General features: G+C 67.7%; 15 protein-coding genes. 11 read left to right on the top strand and 4 right to left on the bottom strand.

Annotated elements, in window-relative coordinates; translation table 11 throughout:
* Positions 1–15 precede the first annotated feature (15 nt).
* The 7 genes from HPC46_RS16700 to HPC46_RS16670 all read left to right on the top strand — a co-directional run bounded on the left by HPC46_RS16700 (position 16) and on the right by HPC46_RS16670 (position 8,440).
* Positions 16–1,269 (top strand): DUF1298 domain-containing protein, encoded by a 1,254-nt coding sequence (locus HPC46_RS16700; RefSeq protein ID WP_233716467.1) that lies wholly within the window; start codon positions 16–18, stop codon positions 1,267–1,269.
* 75 nt (positions 1,270–1,344) lie between these two features.
* On the top strand, positions 1,345–3,111 hold the full coding sequence (locus HPC46_RS16695) for a hypothetical protein (protein WP_179471792.1): 1,767 nt from the start codon (positions 1,345–1,347) through the stop codon (positions 3,109–3,111).
* A gap of 42 nt (positions 3,112–3,153) precedes the next feature.
* A complete protein-coding gene (locus HPC46_RS16690) occupies positions 3,154–3,672 on the top strand; it encodes a DoxX family protein (protein ID WP_179471790.1) in 519 nt (172 codons plus the stop codon).
* 41 nt (positions 3,673–3,713) lie between these two features.
* Positions 3,714–4,493 (top strand): dienelactone hydrolase family protein, encoded by a 780-nt coding sequence (locus HPC46_RS16685; RefSeq protein WP_179471788.1) that lies wholly within the window; start codon positions 3,714–3,716, stop codon positions 4,491–4,493.
* A 178-nt stretch (positions 4,494–4,671) separates the two neighbouring features.
* Positions 4,672–6,399: a DUF3556 domain-containing protein gene (locus tag HPC46_RS16680; protein WP_179471786.1), complete on the top strand. Its 1,728-nt coding sequence runs from the start codon at positions 4,672–4,674 to the stop codon at positions 6,397–6,399.
* A gap of 86 nt (positions 6,400–6,485) precedes the next feature.
* A complete protein-coding gene (locus HPC46_RS16675; protein WP_179471785.1) occupies positions 6,486–7,643 on the top strand; it encodes a thiolase family protein in 1,158 nt (385 codons plus the stop codon).
* Positions 7,643–8,440: a crotonase/enoyl-CoA hydratase family protein gene (locus tag HPC46_RS16670; protein WP_179471783.1), complete on the top strand. Its 798-nt coding sequence runs from the start codon at positions 7,643–7,645 to the stop codon at positions 8,438–8,440. Before HPC46_RS16675 ends, HPC46_RS16670 begins: the two co-directional genes overlap by 1 nt.
* Here HPC46_RS16670 and HPC46_RS16665 read toward each other — a convergent pair.
* Together HPC46_RS16665 and HPC46_RS16660 are read right to left on the bottom strand one after the other, a co-directional pair.
* Entirely contained in the window at positions 8,437–9,228 is a 792-nt protein-coding gene (locus tag HPC46_RS16665; protein ID WP_179471781.1) for a fasciclin domain-containing protein, read from the bottom strand. The genes HPC46_RS16670 and HPC46_RS16665 overlap by 4 nt on opposite strands.
* 119 nt (positions 9,229–9,347) lie before the next feature.
* Positions 9,348–10,622 (bottom strand): MFS transporter, encoded by a 1,275-nt coding sequence (locus tag HPC46_RS16660; RefSeq protein ID WP_325096691.1) that lies wholly within the window; start codon positions 10,620–10,622, stop codon positions 9,348–9,350.
* Positions 10,623–10,703: 81 nt separating this feature from the next.
* On the opposite strand from HPC46_RS16660, the gene HPC46_RS16655 reads away from it, so the two are divergent.
* From HPC46_RS16655 to HPC46_RS16640, 4 genes are read left to right on the top strand one after another with little or no spacing between them, the layout of a single operon-like run.
* Entirely contained in the window at positions 10,704–11,666 is a 963-nt protein-coding gene (locus HPC46_RS16655; protein ID WP_179471777.1) for a GlxA family transcriptional regulator, read from the top strand.
* A 25-nt stretch (positions 11,667–11,691) separates the two neighbouring features.
* The gene (locus tag HPC46_RS16650) at positions 11,692–12,213 is read left to right on the top strand and encodes a gamma carbonic anhydrase family protein (protein WP_179471775.1); all 522 of its coding nucleotides are present in this window, start codon (positions 11,692–11,694) and stop codon (positions 12,211–12,213) included.
* A gap of 44 nt (positions 12,214–12,257) precedes the next feature.
* A complete protein-coding gene (locus HPC46_RS16645; protein WP_179471941.1) occupies positions 12,258–13,388 on the top strand; it encodes an NAD(P)H-binding protein in 1,131 nt (376 codons plus the stop codon).
* Positions 13,388–14,089 carry a CPBP family intramembrane glutamic endopeptidase gene (locus tag HPC46_RS16640; protein ID WP_179471773.1) on the top strand — a complete coding sequence of 234 codons (702 nt, stop codon included), beginning with the start codon at positions 13,388–13,390 and terminating at the stop codon, positions 14,087–14,089. The genes HPC46_RS16645 and HPC46_RS16640 overlap by 1 nt, the downstream gene beginning before the upstream one ends.
* Here HPC46_RS16640 and tet(V) read toward each other — a convergent pair.
* Positions 14,086–15,372 carry a tetracycline efflux MFS transporter Tet(V) gene (tet(V), locus tag HPC46_RS16635; protein ID WP_179471771.1) on the bottom strand — a complete coding sequence of 429 codons (1,287 nt, stop codon included), beginning with the start codon at positions 15,370–15,372 and terminating at the stop codon, positions 14,086–14,088. The two genes, HPC46_RS16640 and tet(V), sit on opposite strands and share 4 nt — an antisense overlap.
* On the bottom strand, positions 15,369–15,770 hold the full coding sequence (locus HPC46_RS16630) for a type II toxin-antitoxin system HicB family antitoxin (protein WP_179471769.1): 402 nt from the start codon (positions 15,768–15,770) through the stop codon (positions 15,369–15,371). Before HPC46_RS16630 ends, tet(V) begins: the two co-directional genes overlap by 4 nt.
* Between the last annotated feature and the right edge of the window lie 102 nt (positions 15,771–15,872).

The following is a 15,872-nucleotide window of genomic DNA, read 5'->3' as shown; positions in this document are numbered from 1 at the left end:
AGGACAATGGTCGGCATGGCTGCCAGCAGATCGATGACCGCGGTTGACGCGCAGATGTTCTGGATGTCGGCCGTTGTGCCCAACGATCAACTCGTGCTGTATGCCTTCGACGGCGCGCCCGATTCGCTGGACGCCGCACTCGACGAGTTGCGACGCCGGGCGCTGGCGTGCGACGAGTTGCGATTGCGGGCGGTGGATACCGGCGCATGGCGATATCCCCGGTGGTGCCCCGCCGAGGTGGATGCCGACCAGCTCGCCATTCACCACGGCGGGGGACTGGCCTGGCAGGCCTGCCTGGACGCCGCGGCTCGGCTCCGCGACGACACCCTCGATCTTCGCCGAATGACCTGGCGCGCACATATTTTCCCGCGGGTGACCGGCATTCCCGGCTGCAGCGGGGTCGGCTCGGTGGTGGTGGTGCAGACCGGCCACGCATTCGCCGACGGGAGCCGGGGCACGGCGTTGGGGGGTGCGCTGCTGGGCCGCCAGAAACCGGTGCCGGTGCCGGTTGCCGCTCGGCGCGGGTTCCTGCCCCTGCGCGGACTGGCCGCGGCGCGCGCCCATCGCATGCTGGTGCGCGACACCGAGGCCGGGCGGGTGCCGCCACCGCCGCCGGGGCGCCCGTTGCTCAGCATCAACCAGCGGCCCCGAGCCACATCGGTGGTGCGCACCGTGGTGCTGCGGCGCGACCAGCTGGTGCCCACCGTCACGATCGGAGTGCTGGTGGCGGTCTCCGACGCGCTGGCCGGGTATCTCGCCGCACGCGGCGAGGATACGTCGACGCTGGGCGCCGAAGTCACGATGGCCGGTGCACAGGATTCCGGTGCACACAACAACTTTCGCAATGTCGGCATCGGCTTGCACCCGGATGTGGACCCAGCCCGGCGGGCCGAGCTGATCGGCGCCGAGCTGGCCGCGCAACGCCGCCGCGGCGACCACCCTGCGATGCGGGCGTCGGCCGCCGCGTCCGCGGCCATCCCCGCGGCGCTATTGCGTTGGGGGGTGGGGCACTTCGACCCCGAGGCGCGCGGCGCGACCGTCACCGGCAATACCGTGGTCTCCAGCGTGAACCGCGGGCCCGCGGATCTGTCCTTCGGCGGCTTCCCGGTCTTGCTCGCCGCCGGCTTCTCGGGGCTGTCGCCGATGATGAGCCTGACCCACGGCGTGCACGGTCTCGGCGACGTCATCACGCTCAGCGTGCATGCCGATCCGGACAACGTCGACGTCGACGACTACTGGGCCCGGCTGTGCGCCGCACTGCCGGGCTGAACATGTGCTGTCGCCCATATGAAGCCCAGTTGACACCTGGTACGTCTAATTGCCCTGGGTGATAGTTCTTTTGCCATGACCGAATGGACGATGGTTCGCCTGCTCCAGGCCGGTGCGGTGGCCGCCGGTGTCGGTGCGGCGATGCTTGCGGTACCGGCGATCGCCTCGGCCGACGAGGGCAGCGGATCGGCCACATCCACCGCGTCGTCGGCGCGTGGCACCACGCATCACCCGGCCGCGGGGCGGCCGCGGGCTTCTGTGCGTCCCACGGCCACCCGGCAGCGGGTGGCGGTGACAGCTCGGCCCGTGGCGTCATCACGACGGGTCGTGCGAGTGGTTGCCGCGTCGGACCCCGGCACGTCCACCGAGATCGTCACCGGCCTGTTCCGCGAGATCCTGCGTGCCGACCCGACTGCCGATCAGTTGCAGCGCTACACCGCCCTGTTCGACGCGAAGGGGCAGGCCGCGGTGGTCGGTAGCCTCTACCGGTCGACGGCCTTCCGCCGGCAGCAGGTCACGAGCTACTACCTCGAACTGCTCGGACGTGCGCCCACCGACCGCGAATTGGCGATGGGCACCATGGAACTCCGAATGGGTCTGCCCGAGCCACTGGTGGTCGCGCAGATCGCCAGCACCCGGGAGTTCTATCGGGAGGCCGGCGGCACCGCCGGCACCTACGTCCAATTGCTGTACCGCAGCATCCTGGGCACCCCCACCGACGCCGCACAGGCGGCCATCTATGTCCAGCGGCTGCAGTCCGGCCAGCCCACTCAGATGATCGCCGTGCAGTTCATCAAGGCCAACGCCTTCCGCTCGGTGAAGGTCCAGGAGATCGTCCAGGTGGCGCTCGGCCGCGAAGCCACCGCCGACGAGATCGCGTATTACGTCAACAACTGGATGAGCAACGGCGGGCTGGCCGGCACGGCCAAGAAGATCCTGAACAGCGCCGAGAACACCGAGCGGATGACGACCGACGGGGTTCCGCTGCCCGATATGGTCGCCGTCGGCCAGCTGCAGCAGATCCTGATCGCCGCCTACACCGAGGATCAGGACGGCTTCGTCAACCTGTTCAACACCTACCTCAAGACCGACCCGGTCACCGGTGATCAGTGCCAATCGACCTGCAACACACCGCTTTTGAATCTGATCACCACCGGCGGATCGACCCGTGGAATCCCGAACGAGGCCATCACCGTCACCCCGATCACCGCGGCGGTGAGCAGTCTGATCCCGACGCAGAACGAGATCGACGCGCAGAAGGCGCTGGAGGATCCGCTTCAGGACCCCGATTTGCTCGAGGACTATCTGGCCGGCGGCACCGTGCTGGCCAAGAGCGTGATCCTCACCGCGGACAACGGAGTGTGGATCGTCGACGGCCACCACCGCTGGGGCGGCCTCTACGTCATCAATCCCTACTCGCAGCTCAGCTCGATCGACCTGGGCTACGTCCCGAACGCGCAGGAAGCGCTGAAGGAGACCCAGGTCGCGATCGTCGCCGAGCAGGGCTACCTCAGTGCGCAGACCGTCACCGGCGACAACCTGTACACGATCGGCAAAGACGAGTTCGACGACATCGTCGAAGACCTGATCGACAGTGGTGACGACAAAGACAAGATCATGAAGATCTTCAAGAAGGAAAAGGATCTGACGAGCATGTCGCAGATCCAGGATTACTTGTGGGCCAACGTACTTCGGATGCGTCAGTTCAATCAGCCGGTCGAGGGCGCCACCAGCCGGGGCTACATGCCGCAGCCGCCCAACAGCGACTACCAGCCGCTGATGCACTGGATGGAGAGCGGCGCGCTGAGCTACACCAACCCGGTCATCGGCTACGTGGGCTGAGCACCTGCCCAGCGCTGGGGTTGATGCTCTAGGTTTACTCCCATGACTGCTGCCTACGATGTCGGACTTCTCATCCTGCGTGTGGTGCTCGGCCTGACCATGGCCGCCCACGGCTACAACAAGTTCTTCGGCGGCGGCCGGATCAAGGGCACCGCCGGGTGGTTCGAGAGCATCGGAATGAAGCCGGGCACCTTCCACGCGCGGGTGGCGGCGAGCACCGAGATGGCTGCCGGCATCGGGCTGGCCGTGGGGCTGCTGACGCCGGTCCCGGCCGCCGGTTTCGTGGCGCTGATGCTGGTGGCGGCCTGGACCGTGCACCGCCACAACGGCTTCTTCATCGTCAAGGAAGGCTGGGAGTACAACCTGGTGCTGGCGGCGGCGGCCGTGGCGCTCGCCGCGACCGGAGCCGGCAAGTACAGCCTGGACTACGCGCTGTTCTCAGACACCGGGATCTACCCGTGGCTGCACGGCTGGTGCGGACTGCTCGTCGCGCTGGTGCTCGGCCTGGGCGGTGGCATCGGGCAGCTGGCGATCTTCTACCGCCCACCGGCCAAAGGCTGATCGACACCTTCGCCCAAACCGGCATGGCTAGCGTGGACCGCATGATCTCCACGCGCGAAGTCACCTACGACGTCGACGGACTGACGATGGTGGCTCACCTGGCACGGCCGGACGGCGACGGTCCCTGGCCGGCAGTGCTCGTCGGACACGACGGAATCGGTCTCGATGACTACCAACGCGGCCGCGCCGACGACCTCGCCAAGCACGGCTACATCGCGCTCGCGATGGATTACCACGCCGGCCGGACGTACTTCGGCGAGCCGGACGCGATGTTGGCGCGGATCATGCCCCTGATGGCTGACCCCACCCGTATGCACGCCATTGGCCGTGCTGCGCTCGACGTTCTGCTTGCTGTCCCCGGCGCCGACCACGACCGGCTCGCAGCGCTCGGATACGGTGCCGGTGGCCGGATCGTGCTGGAACTCGCCCGCGCGAGAGTGCCCTTCAAGGCGCTCGCCGCGATCCATCCGGGGTTGCCGGCCGCCCACGCCGAAGACTGGATCAACGTAGGCGGAGCCTACTTACTGTGCACCGGCTCCGAAGATCCAATTTGCACTCCCGATCAACTGTTCGCGTTCACCAGTGCGCTTCAGGCGGCCGGAGTTGATTGGCGCGTCAACGTTTACGGTGGAGCGCAGCACGCTTTTTGGGCCGCACCGACGCATCCTGACGGCTCATCGACCGGCGGCACCACCCACGTCCTGGCAACCGTGCCCGGCGTGGGCCATCACGCTTTGCACGCGACACGGGCGTGGCAGGCGGTGCTAGACCTGCTCGATGAGACCGTTGGAGCTTCGTCGGTTTCGATTCGGCAGCCGTGACGATCGAGGCCGGCCAGCAGATCACTGGTGAACGTTGCACGAAACATGTGCCAGTTGAACGGGAGTCGCGAAGCTGCTGACCAGGTTGCCGAGTCGCCGGAACGGCGACATCGCGGGGCAAGTCCCGCAGCGCGGGAATTCGCACCCATCTGACTAGAACACGTTCTAGTCTTTTGCCATGGGATTTCTGAAGCAGGAAGTGCCCGTCATCGACTTCGAGACGTGGAGCAAAGGCACCCGCGCGGAGAAGATCAAACCGATGGCACGGCACTGGGCCGAGGTCGGCTTCGGCACGCCGATCGCTCTGCACCTGTTCTACGTCATCAAAATCCTGCTCTACGTCGTGGTCGGCGCACTGTTCGGCTGGGCCACCGCGGGCATCGGCGGGCTGGGCGACATCGGGTCGTGGTGGTCGGAGCCGATCGTCTACGAGAAGGCCGTGCTCTACACGATGCTCTTCGAGGTCGTCGGTCTCGGTTGCGGCTTCGGCCCGTTGAACAACCGCTTCTGGCCGCCGATGGGTTCGATCATCTACTGGTTGCGCCCCAACACGATCCGGCTGCCACCGTGGCCCAACCTGGTGCCGCTGACAAAGGGGGACAACCGCGGACCGGTCGACATCGCGCTCTATGCGGCGTTGATCGTGATGATTCTCGTCGCGTTGTTCTCCGACGGCACCGGCCCGATTCCGGAGCTGGGCACCGAAGTCGGTCTGCTGCCGACATGGCAGATTGCGACGATCGTGGCGCTGCTGGCGCTTGCCGGGCTGCGCGACAAGGTGATCTTCCTGGCCGCCCGCGGCGAGGTGTACGGCGCGTTCGCGGTGGCCTTCCTGTTCTCGGGTGTCGACATCATCATCGCCGCCAAGCTGGTCTGCATGGCGATCTGGATCGGTGCGGCGACCTCCAAGCTGACCCGGCACTTCCCGTTCGTCATCTCCACGATGATGTCCAACAGCCCGGTGGTGCGGCCCCGGTTCCTCAAGCGGATGTTCTTCAAGAAGTTCCCCGACGACCTTCGGCCCGGCCCGATGTCGCACATACTGGCGCACATCAGCACGGCCATCGAGATGCTGATTCCGTTGGCGCTGTTCTTTTCTCACGGCGGGTGGCCGACCACGATCGCAGCAATCGTGATGGTCTGCTTCCATCTCGGCATCCTGTCGGCCATCCCGATGGGTGTGCCGCTGGAGTGGAACGTCTTCATGATCTTCTCGGTGCTGTCGCTGTTCGTTGCGCACGCCCAGATCGGGATCACCGACCTCACCACGCCGTGGCCGATCCTGCTGTTCCTGGCATTGGCGACCACCGTCTTTCTCGGAAACACGGTGCCGCGCAAGGTGTCCTTCCTGCCCGGTATGCGCTATTACGCCGGGAACTGGGACACCACGCTGTGGTGTGTCAAGCCGTCGGCCGAGGCCAAGATCGAGCAGAACCTGGTGACGATCGCCAACATGCCGGCCGCCCAGCTCGAAAAGTTCTATGGCAGCAAGGAAGCCGCGCAGATCCCGCTGTTCATGGGATACGCATTCCGCGCGTTCAACACCCACGGCAAGGCCCTGTTCACCCTGGCGCACCGGGCGATGGCAGGCGAGAACGAGGACGACTACTCGATCACCGACGGCGAGCGGATCTGCAGCATGGCGATCGGCTGGAACTTCGGCGACGGGCACATGCACAACGAACAGCTGATCGCCGCGATGCACAAGCGCTGCGGATTCGAACCGGGCGAGGTGCGGGTGGTGCTGCTCGACGGCCAGCCCCTGCACAAGCAGCGCCAGGAGTACCGCCTCGTCGACGCCGCGACCGGCGAGTTCGAGTCCGGCTATGTCAATGTCGCCGACATGGTGAACCGGCAGCCGTGGGACGACACTCTGCCGGTGCACGTCACGTCGGGGCGCGACTGACCGAACGGTTGGTTGACCCGCTTGATGGTCGTCGAACGACGTGTGTTTTGATCCAAAGATCACCCCGTCGTAAAGGAGTTAGGCCGATGGCTGAAGCGGTAATTGTCGAAGCGGTACGTTCGCCAGTCGGTAAGCGCAATGGCGCACTGTCCGGGGTGCACCCCGCCGAGTTGTCGGCCCAGGTGCTCAACGGCCTGGTCGAGCGGGCCGGTGTCGACCCGGCTCTCGTCGACGATGTGATCTGGGGCTGTGTCATGCAGGCCGGTGAGCAGGCGCTCGACATCGCCCGTACCGCGGTGCTGAGCGCCGGGTGGCCCGAGACCGTCGCCGGAGTCACGGTGGACCGTCAGTGCGGCTCCAGCCAGCAGTCGCTGAACTTCGCCGTCGCCGGCGTGATCGCCGGCCACTACGACGTCGTCGTCGCCGGTGGTGTCGAGTCGATGTCGCGCACGCCGATGGGCGCCTCGCTCGCGAACGGTGGCAACCCCTACGGTGCGTCGTTCAAGGCGCGCTACGCCAAGACGCCGAACCAGGGCATCGGCGCCGAGATGATCGCCGAGCAGTGGGGCTTCAGTCGCACCCAGCTCGACGAGTTCTCCCTGCGTTCGCATGAAAAGGCTGCTGCGGCACAGGATTCGGGCGCGTTCAAGGATCAGATCGTCGGCATCAAGACCCAGGACGCCGACGGCAACGACACCGTGGTGCTCGAGGACGGCGGTATCCGCCGCGGCGGCACCGTCGAGTCGATGGCCAAGATCAAGCCCGCGTTCTCCGAGGACGGCGTGATCCACGCCGGCAACTCCAGCCAGATCTCCGACGGTTCGGCCGCGCTGCTGATCATGTCGGCCGAGAAGGCCAAGGACCTGGGTCTCAAGCCGTTGGCGAAGGTGCACACCGCCACCCTGGCCGGCGCTGACCCGGTGATCATGCTGACCGCTCCGATCCCGGCCACCCAGAAGGCGTTGAAGAAGTCGGGGCTGAGCGTCGACGACATCGGTGCGTTCGAGGTCAACGAAGCCTTTGCCCCGGTGCCGATGGCCTGGCTTAAGGACATCGGCGCCGACGAGTCCAAACTCAACCCCAACGGTGGTGCCATCGCGTTGGGCCACCCGCTGGGCGGTTCCGGTGCCCGCATCCTGACCACGCTGCTCTATCACATGCGGGACAACAACATTCAGTACGGTCTGCAGACCATGTGTGAGGGCGGCGGCCAGGCCAACGCCACCATTCTCGAGCTGCTGTAGTGACCGACGTCGAGACCCCCGCCGCTCTTTCAGAGCGGCGGGGCAACGTCACGCTCATCACCATCAACCGCCCCGACGCGCGTAACGCCGTCAACGGTGCGGTGAGCACCGCCGTCGGTGACTTGCTGCAGCAGGCCCAGGACGACGCGGATGTCTGGGCCGTGGTGATCACCGGTTCCGGCGACAAGTCGTTCTGCGCCGGTGCCGACCTCAAGGCAATCTCGCGGCGGGAGAACCTCTTTCACCCGCACCATCCGGAGTGGGGCTTCGCCGGTTACGTCCGCCACTTCATCGACAAACCCACCATCGCCGCGGTCAACGGCACTGCGCTGGGCGGCGGGACCGAACTGGCGCTGGCCAGCGACCTCGTCGTCGCGCAGGAAAGCGCCAAATTCGGCCTGCCGGAAGTCAAGCGCGGCCTGGTCGCCGCCGCCGGTGGCGTGTTCCGCATCGTCGACCAGTTGCCACGCAAGGTGGCCATGCACCTGCTGTTCACCGGCGAACCGATCACCGCGACCGAGGCGCACCAGTGGGGGCTGATCAACGAAGTGGTGCCCGACGGCACCGTCGTCGATGCGGCTTTGGCTCTGGCACAACGGATAACCGTCAATGCGCCGCTGGCCGTTCAGGCCAGCAAGCGCGTCGCGGCCGGTGTGGACGACGGCGTCATCACCGCCGACGAAGCCGGTTGGGGGCGCACCATGCGTGAGATCGGCGCGCTGATGAAATCCGAAGACGCCAAGGAAGGCCCGCTGGCCTTCGCCGAGAAGCGTGCTCCAGTCTGGAAGGCGCGCTAGGCCGGCTTCGTCGTTGTCGTCGGTGTGGTCGGCGGCGCCTCGGCCGGCAGCGAGGTCGATGTCGTCGGCGTCGTCGAGGTCGTTTCGGTGGCCGACGTGCTCGTGGTGCTGGACGCCGTGTTCGGCGTCGGTGCCTCGCCGGGGCTGAGCACCGTGTCGATCATGTAGATGTACGCACCCGCGGCGGTGTAGCCGCACAGCACCTTCACGTCGTCGTTGATCTTGATGTCGCCGCCCTTGCCGGTGACGTCCACGACGCTGCCCTGCTGCGTCGGCATCTTGCCGTGCAGGTCGTCGGGGCCGAGGTAGCCGAGCACCAGGTGGTAGAAGAGCGTCGACGTCAGCAGAGCCGGGTCACTCTTGAGCTCCGCCAGCTGGGCCTCGTCGAGCTTGGCGAAGGCATCGTTGGTCGGCGCGAACACCACATACGGGCCGCCGTCGATCACGCTGACGATGTTGACGGCCGGGTTGAGCCCGCCGGAGATCGCCGCGCTGAAGGTGCTCAGATCCGGGTTGGCGGCGATGGCCGCCGTCGCGTTCTGCGTCCCCATGCTCGTGAACGAGCCGGCACCGGCCGGGATCCGGTTCTTGTAGGCGTCGCAGCCCGGGCCCTGCGGGTCGGGCAGCGTGCTCACGCTCGGCACCGGGATCGTCGTCGTGGTCGCCGGCGCGGCCGGGGTGGTGGTCGTGGGCGTCGGATCGGCGTAGGCCTGGACTGCGGTGGGAATCGCGACGGCGATGGCGGCCAGCGCCGCGGCGACGCCCAGGGACTTGGTACGAGTGCTCACTTCGGCTCCTTTGAGTCTCTAGTGGAGTCGGCGAAATGCGGGTCCCCGTTACCGCCGCGCCGCGAAGAATCGTACGTGCAGCAAAGTGTGAGTCTCAAAACGGCCGGTAAAACGGCTGGTCAGAGCCCTGGCCGGCGCACCCGCCAGCAGAGCAGCGCGGCCACCGCGCACAGGCCGGCGGCAAGGTGAAACGCCAGATCGTAGGTGCCCTGTAAGTCGCGCAGCCGCCCCGCGCCGGCGGCCGCGACGGCCGCGCCGACCTGGTGGGCGGCGAACACCCAGCCGAACACCACCGGCGAACGCGCACCGAAGTACTCGCGGCACAGCACGATCGTCGGCGGCACGGTGGCCACCCAGTCCAGCCCGTAGAAGATGATGAACACCCAGGTGCCCGGTTCGGCATGCGGCGAAAGCAGCGCGGGCAACGCCAGCAGCGACAGCCCGCGGCCAAGGTAGTAGACGACAAGCAGCAGCCGAGGATCGACGCGGTCGGTGAGCCAGCCGGACAGGACCGTGCCCGCGACGTCGAGCACGCCGACGGTCGCCAGCAGCCCCGCCGCGACCGTGGTGGGCATGCCGTGATCGTTGGCGGCCGGGATGAAGTGAGTGCCGATCAGTCCGTTGGTCGTCATACCGCAGATCGCGAAGCTGCCTGCCAGCAGCCAGAACGCCGGCACCCGCGCACCGATGAGTAAGCCGTCGAACGCGGCGCGAAAGCTCGACGCCGGAACCACTTGCGGCGCTACGGCTTCCGTGGCGCCGTAGGGGAGCAGGCCCTTGTCGGCGGGGTAGTTGCGCATCAGCAGCAGCACCGGCGGCACCACGGCCAGGGCTGCGGCGGCGACGATCAGCGAGGCCCAGCGCCAGCCGTGGCGGGTCGTCACCTCGGCGACGATCGGCAGGAAGATCAGCTGCCCGGTGGCGCTCGCGGCGGTGAGCACACCGGTGACCAGACCGCGGCGCTGCTCGAACCACCGGACCGCGACGGTGGCGACGAAGCCCATCGAGATCGCGCCGGTGCCGCCGCCGACCAGCACGCCCCACAGCAGCACCAGCTGCCAGCTCGCCGTCATCAGCACGCTGGCCGCCGAACCCGTCGCGATCATCAGCAGTGCCGCCGCCAGCACCGGGCGCACGCCGAAGCGGTCCATCAGGGCGGCGGCGAACGGTGCGGTCAGGCCGAACAGCATCATGTTGACACTCATCGCCAGCCCGACCACACCGTGCGACCAGCCGAATTCGTGGTGCAGTGGGTTCATCATCACGCCGGGCACGGATCGGAAGCCGGCCGCGCCGAGGATCGCCAAGAAGCTCACGGCGGCCACCACCCAGGCCCAGTGCAGACCGGTGCGGGTGCGCTGACCGGAGGTCTCAGACGTGGAAGCGGAGGTCACCGGATCACTCTGGCGGACCGGTGCGGCTTCGGCTAGTGGCAAGAATGACACTATCCGTCAAAAACATGCCAGACTGGCGGCGTGCATCGGGTGGCGGTTCTGCTGCTGGACCAGGTCGTCGGTTTCGACGCCGGGATCGCGCCGCTCTTGTTCGGCGCGGCCTCCGGGCCCGACGGCGCTCCGCTGTACGACGTGGTGGTCTGCGGATTGAGCCGTGAACCCGTCGCCACCACGCACGGCTACGCGATCGTGCCCGGTGCGGGCCCCGAGGCGCTGGCGAGCGCCGACACCGTCGTCGTCCCCGGAACCCGGTACCGGCCCGCCCGCATGGACGGGGTGCTCGAGCCCGACGCCGCCGCCGCGCTCGCCTCGATTCGGCCCGGCACCCGGATGGTGTCGATCTGCACCGGCGCGTTCGTCCTGGCCGCCGCCGGCGTGCTCGACGGCAGGTCTGCCACGACGCACTGGCGCTGGGCCGACGACCTGCGCGCGCTGCATCCCGGTGTGCGGCTCGACGAGACCGTGCTGTTCGTCGACGACGGCGACGTGCTGACCTCGGCGGGGCTGGCCGCCGGAATTGACTTGTGCCTGCACATCATTCGCGCCGACCACGGCGCGTCGGTGGCCAACGAAGTGGCCCGCTACTGCGTCGTCCCGCCGTGGCGCGAAGGTGGTCAAGCCCAGTTCATCGACCGGCAGATCCCCGGCGAGCAGGGCGGGTACGCGTCGACGGCGGCCACCCGTCAATGGGCGCTGGATCATCTCGACGAGCCACTGTCGATCGAACAACTGGCCCGGCACGCCCGGATGAGCGCACGCACATTCTGCCGCCGGTTCCGTGAGGAGACCGGGCAGTCGCCCGGCGGGTGGGTGCGTAGCCGGCGCGTCGAGTTGGCCCGCGAACTGCTGGAAACCCACGACCTGCCCGTCGACGAGGTGGCCCGCCGTGCCGGCCTCGGCTCGGGCGCCAACCTGCGCCACCATCTGCGCCGTGGTCTGGGCATGTCACCGTCGAGCTACCGCAAGGTGTTCCAGGGCAGCTGATGGGCGTCTGCCTACGATGACGCCCATGGCCGAACCCCTGATCATGTCCATCCGCGGGCACTCTCCCGAACTGCACGACGAATCCTGGGTCGCGCCCAACGCGGCCGTGATCGGTCAGGTACGGCTCGCGGCCCGCGTCAGCGTCTGGTACTCGGCGACACTGCGTGCCGAAGCCGAGTGGATCGACGTCGGCCACGGCAGCAATGTCCAGGACGGCGCCACCGTGCACGTCGACCCGGGATTCCCGGTGCGGATCGGTGCCGGCGTGACCGTCGGGCACAACGCCGTGCTGCACGGCTGCACGGTCGAGGACGGGTCTCTGGTCGGGATGGGCGCGATCGTGCTGAACGGCGCCGTGATCGGCGCAGGGTCGATCGTGGGCGCCGGTGCGGTGGTACCGCAGGGCATGGTGGTGCCGCCGCGCTCGCTGGTGGCCGGCGTGCCGGCCAAGGTCCGGCGCGAGCTGACCGACGCCGAGCTGGACGGCAACAACCTCAACGCCGCGGTGTACGAACACCTCATCGACCTGCACCGCGACCCTGACTAGGTTTGCGCCGGCGCCAGATTGCCGATAGTCCTAGCGTGAACGCACTGCGGATTCTGGTCACCGGTGCCACCGGGTACGTCGGCTCCCGGCTGATCGCCGGGCTGCTCGAGGCCGGACACGAGGTCGTCGCGGCCACCCGGGACCCGGCGAAGCTCGGCCGGTTCGGCTGGTGTGATCGCGTGCAGGCCGTCGTGTTGGATGCCGACGATCCGACGTCGGTCGAGACGGCGTTCACCGTCGCCGGCCCGATCGACGTCGTCTACTACCTGGTGCATGCGATCGGCCAGCCCGGCTTTCGCCGGCGTGACAATGCCTGCGCCGCCAATGTCGCGGCCGGGGCCAAGGCGGCGGCAGTGAAGCGGATCGTGTACCTCGGCGGATTCGTGCCCGACGGCGGCAGTCTGTCCGAACATCTGGCCGGCCGCGCCGAGGTGGCCGCGGCGCTCGCCATCGACGGCGGCCCCGAACTGGTCTGGCTCGGGGCGGCGGTGATCGTCGGCGCCGGGTCGACGTCGTTCGAAATGGTCCGCTATGTCGGGGACCGATTCTGGCTGATCCCGTTGCCACCCTGGGCCGATCACGACATCGACGCGATCTCGATCCGGGACGTGCTGTACTACTTGCTGGCCGCGGCCGACCCGGCCGTGGTGCCCGCCGGGTCGTACGACATCGCCGGGCCGGGCAGGATGACCTATCGCGAACTCTTGTCGACCTATATCGACGCGGTCGGCGCCGTCCGTGCCGGCCTGCCGATGCGCGACATCGTGCCGCGTGGTGTCGTCGGCCGGGTGGCGGGTGCCGCGGTGCCGGTGCCGAGCGGGTTGGCCGCCGATCTCATCGAATCGCTGGACCATCCGATGACGGCCTCCGACACTGTCCTACGTGACCACGTGCCCGATCCGCCGGGTGGCCTCACCGCCATCGACGACGCCGTCGCCGCGGCGGTGTCCAGCCGGCGGCCGCGTCCGGTCGACGAGCTGGCCGACCCGCATCACCTCGCCGACAGTGATCCGATCTGGGCCGGGGGAGACGTGTTGCGGCTGCGGCGGATGGTGGCGACGGTGACGCCGGCGGTCGCGCGACCCGCGCTGGGGCTGATCGACGCGGTGCCCGGACCGTTGGCCGGCGCGCTCCGCACCGGCCTGGACCTGCTGCTGTCGAAGGTTCTCCCCTGATGGCCACGCTGGCCGACATTCGCGCTGTTGTCACCAATAATGCTGCGCCGCAACAGGAATGGCCGTCGATGGTGCGACGCAGGCGGATCGTGGTGTGTGTGGTGCTGGTGCTCGGGGCGGCGCTGCTCGGCTACTCGTTGACCCGGACGCCCGGCGACACGACGTTCTATTGGCTGACGTTTGCGTTGGCTGCGACCTGGGCGTTGGGTGCGCTGCTGTCGGGGCCGCTGCATCTGGGCTGTATCCGCTGGCGCGACCGTAACCAGCGGCCGGTCATCACCGGGATCGCGGTCGGGCTGCTGCTCGGCGGGATATTCGTGGTCGGCGGTCTGGTGGCCCGCGAGATCGGGCCGGTGGCCGAATTCATCACGCGGGTACTGGAATACACCAATCACGGCAGCCTGCTGCTGGTCGTGGTGATCACGTTGGTGAACGGTTTCGCCGAGGAGTTGTTCTTCCGTGGCGCGCTGTACAGCGCGCTGGGCAGGTTCCATCCGGTGGTGGTCTCCACACTGTTGTATGCCGTTACGACGACGGCGACCGGCAACCCGATGCTCGGTTTCGCCGCCATCATCCTGGGCACGGTGTGCGCCTGGGAACGCCGAGCCACCGGCGGAGTCCTCGCTCCGGTGCTCACCCACGTGGTGTGGGGGCTGATCATGGTGCTGGGACTGCCGCCGATGTTCGGCGTCTGGCGTTAGCTCAACGGGTGGGCGATTTCGTCGCGTGGCATCCGCGCCGCGATGAGCGCGATCGCGGCCAGTAGCACGGGCGCGATACCGGTCACGGCGAAGATGACCTCCACGGGAACCACCTTCGACAGCGGCCCGGCGACAGCCATCGACACCGGCATGAACGCGAGTGAGACGAAGAAGTCCAGGCTCGACACCCGGCCCAGCATGTGCGGCGGCACCCGGCGCTGCAGCAAGGTGCCCCAGATGACGCCGGCGCCTTCGGCGAGACCGATGACGAACAGCGCGATCAGCATCACCGGCAGGGAGGACGTGGTCCCGACGATCACGAACGGCAGCGAGCCCACCCCCCACATCGTCATCATCACCGTGAGGTAGCGCCTCGGCAGTGGTCGCGAGGACACGACGACCGCGCCGATCGCACTGCCCACCCCGAACGCGGCGAGCATCAGCCCGTAGACCTGCTCGCCGTGGGCGAATCGCTCGCGGGCGATGAACGGCAACAGCACCTCGATCGGGCCCAGTGCCAGGAACACCCAGGTGCTGGCGAACAGCAGGGTCCAGCGCAGCCACGGCGTGCGTACCACGAAGCTCAGGCCGTCGCGCAGATCGGTGAGCACGTGGGGCTTTTCGCGTTCGACGGCCATGACGATGTGCTCGCCCGGGCCGGGGCGCATCGACACCAGGAGCACCAGCCCGATCACCATCAGCACCGTCACCGTCACCGAGCCGAGCGCGGGGAAGGTGAGTCCGACCAGGACACCGGCCACCGCGGGACCGATGGCTTGCTGCAGGGTCGGCCGGACAGCGCCTTCGACGCCGTTGGCGGCCAGCAGGTGTTCAGCCGGCAGGATCCGCGGCAGATAGGCGTTGTAGGCCGGGAAGAAGAAGGCCGCGCCGATACCGAGAACCGTTGCGGCAGCGGCCATATGCCATAGCCGCAGGTCGCCGAGCAAGCCGAGGACGGCGACGGCGCCGGTTGCCGTGGCGTTGGCGGCCTCGACGGCGATGATGATCGCGCGCTGGGGAACGCGGTCGGCGACGATACCGCCGACCAGCATGAAGGCCAGCATGCCGCCGGCCAGGCAGGCCGCGACCAGCGATAGCGCGGCGGGGTCGTCGGCCAGGGCGATGACCTGCAGGGCCATCACCACGGTCCACATACCCTCGGCGAACAGGAACAGCGACATCGCCGCGATGAGCAGACGGAACTCACGGAATTGGAAGGGCGCGAGCACGCGCCATCGGCCGGTGGTTCTCACCGGCTCGTCGATGTCGCAGGGCGTGCTCATGACGTCGATGGTCGCTGACGCATCGAGGTCACGTCCAACGATTTTCGGTCAGTCGAAAGGTCGTCGAGGCTGGGCGCCGGGCGACCCGCGAGTTTGTAGCTCACCCATTTGTTCAATGAGATGCCCTGCTCGGCGGCTTCGACGATCAGTCGCTCGTGCAGCACGGGGGAGGTGCGGACCGCGAACTTGCCGCTGTAGTGGTGGTCGGTCAGCGACTGCGGTGGATCGATGCCGAGGTCGGCCAGTTCTTCGAGTTCTCGGGCGATCATTTTCTCAACACGCTCGATCGCTTCATGCGGCGTCAGTGCGGTCGCGAAACGGCCTTTGAACTCCAGACACAGTCCGACGTACTGGCAGTAGTCGTCAGACCACTCGGCTCGGTAGGTGTAGTTCGGCACCGCCTTATGATGGCGAGGAGGTCCGACAGTTTCCCGGTGAACCCTGCGCCCCGTCTCCACGTTGGTGGGTGGCTTTTCCGGAACGCGATATCACGGGTGATA

Source organism: Mycolicibacterium vinylchloridicum, assembly GCF_013404075.1.
GTDB lineage: Bacteria > Actinomycetota > Actinomycetes > Mycobacteriales > Mycobacteriaceae > Mycobacterium > Mycobacterium vinylchloridicum.
This window is presented reverse-complemented; position numbering and strand designations above follow the sequence as displayed.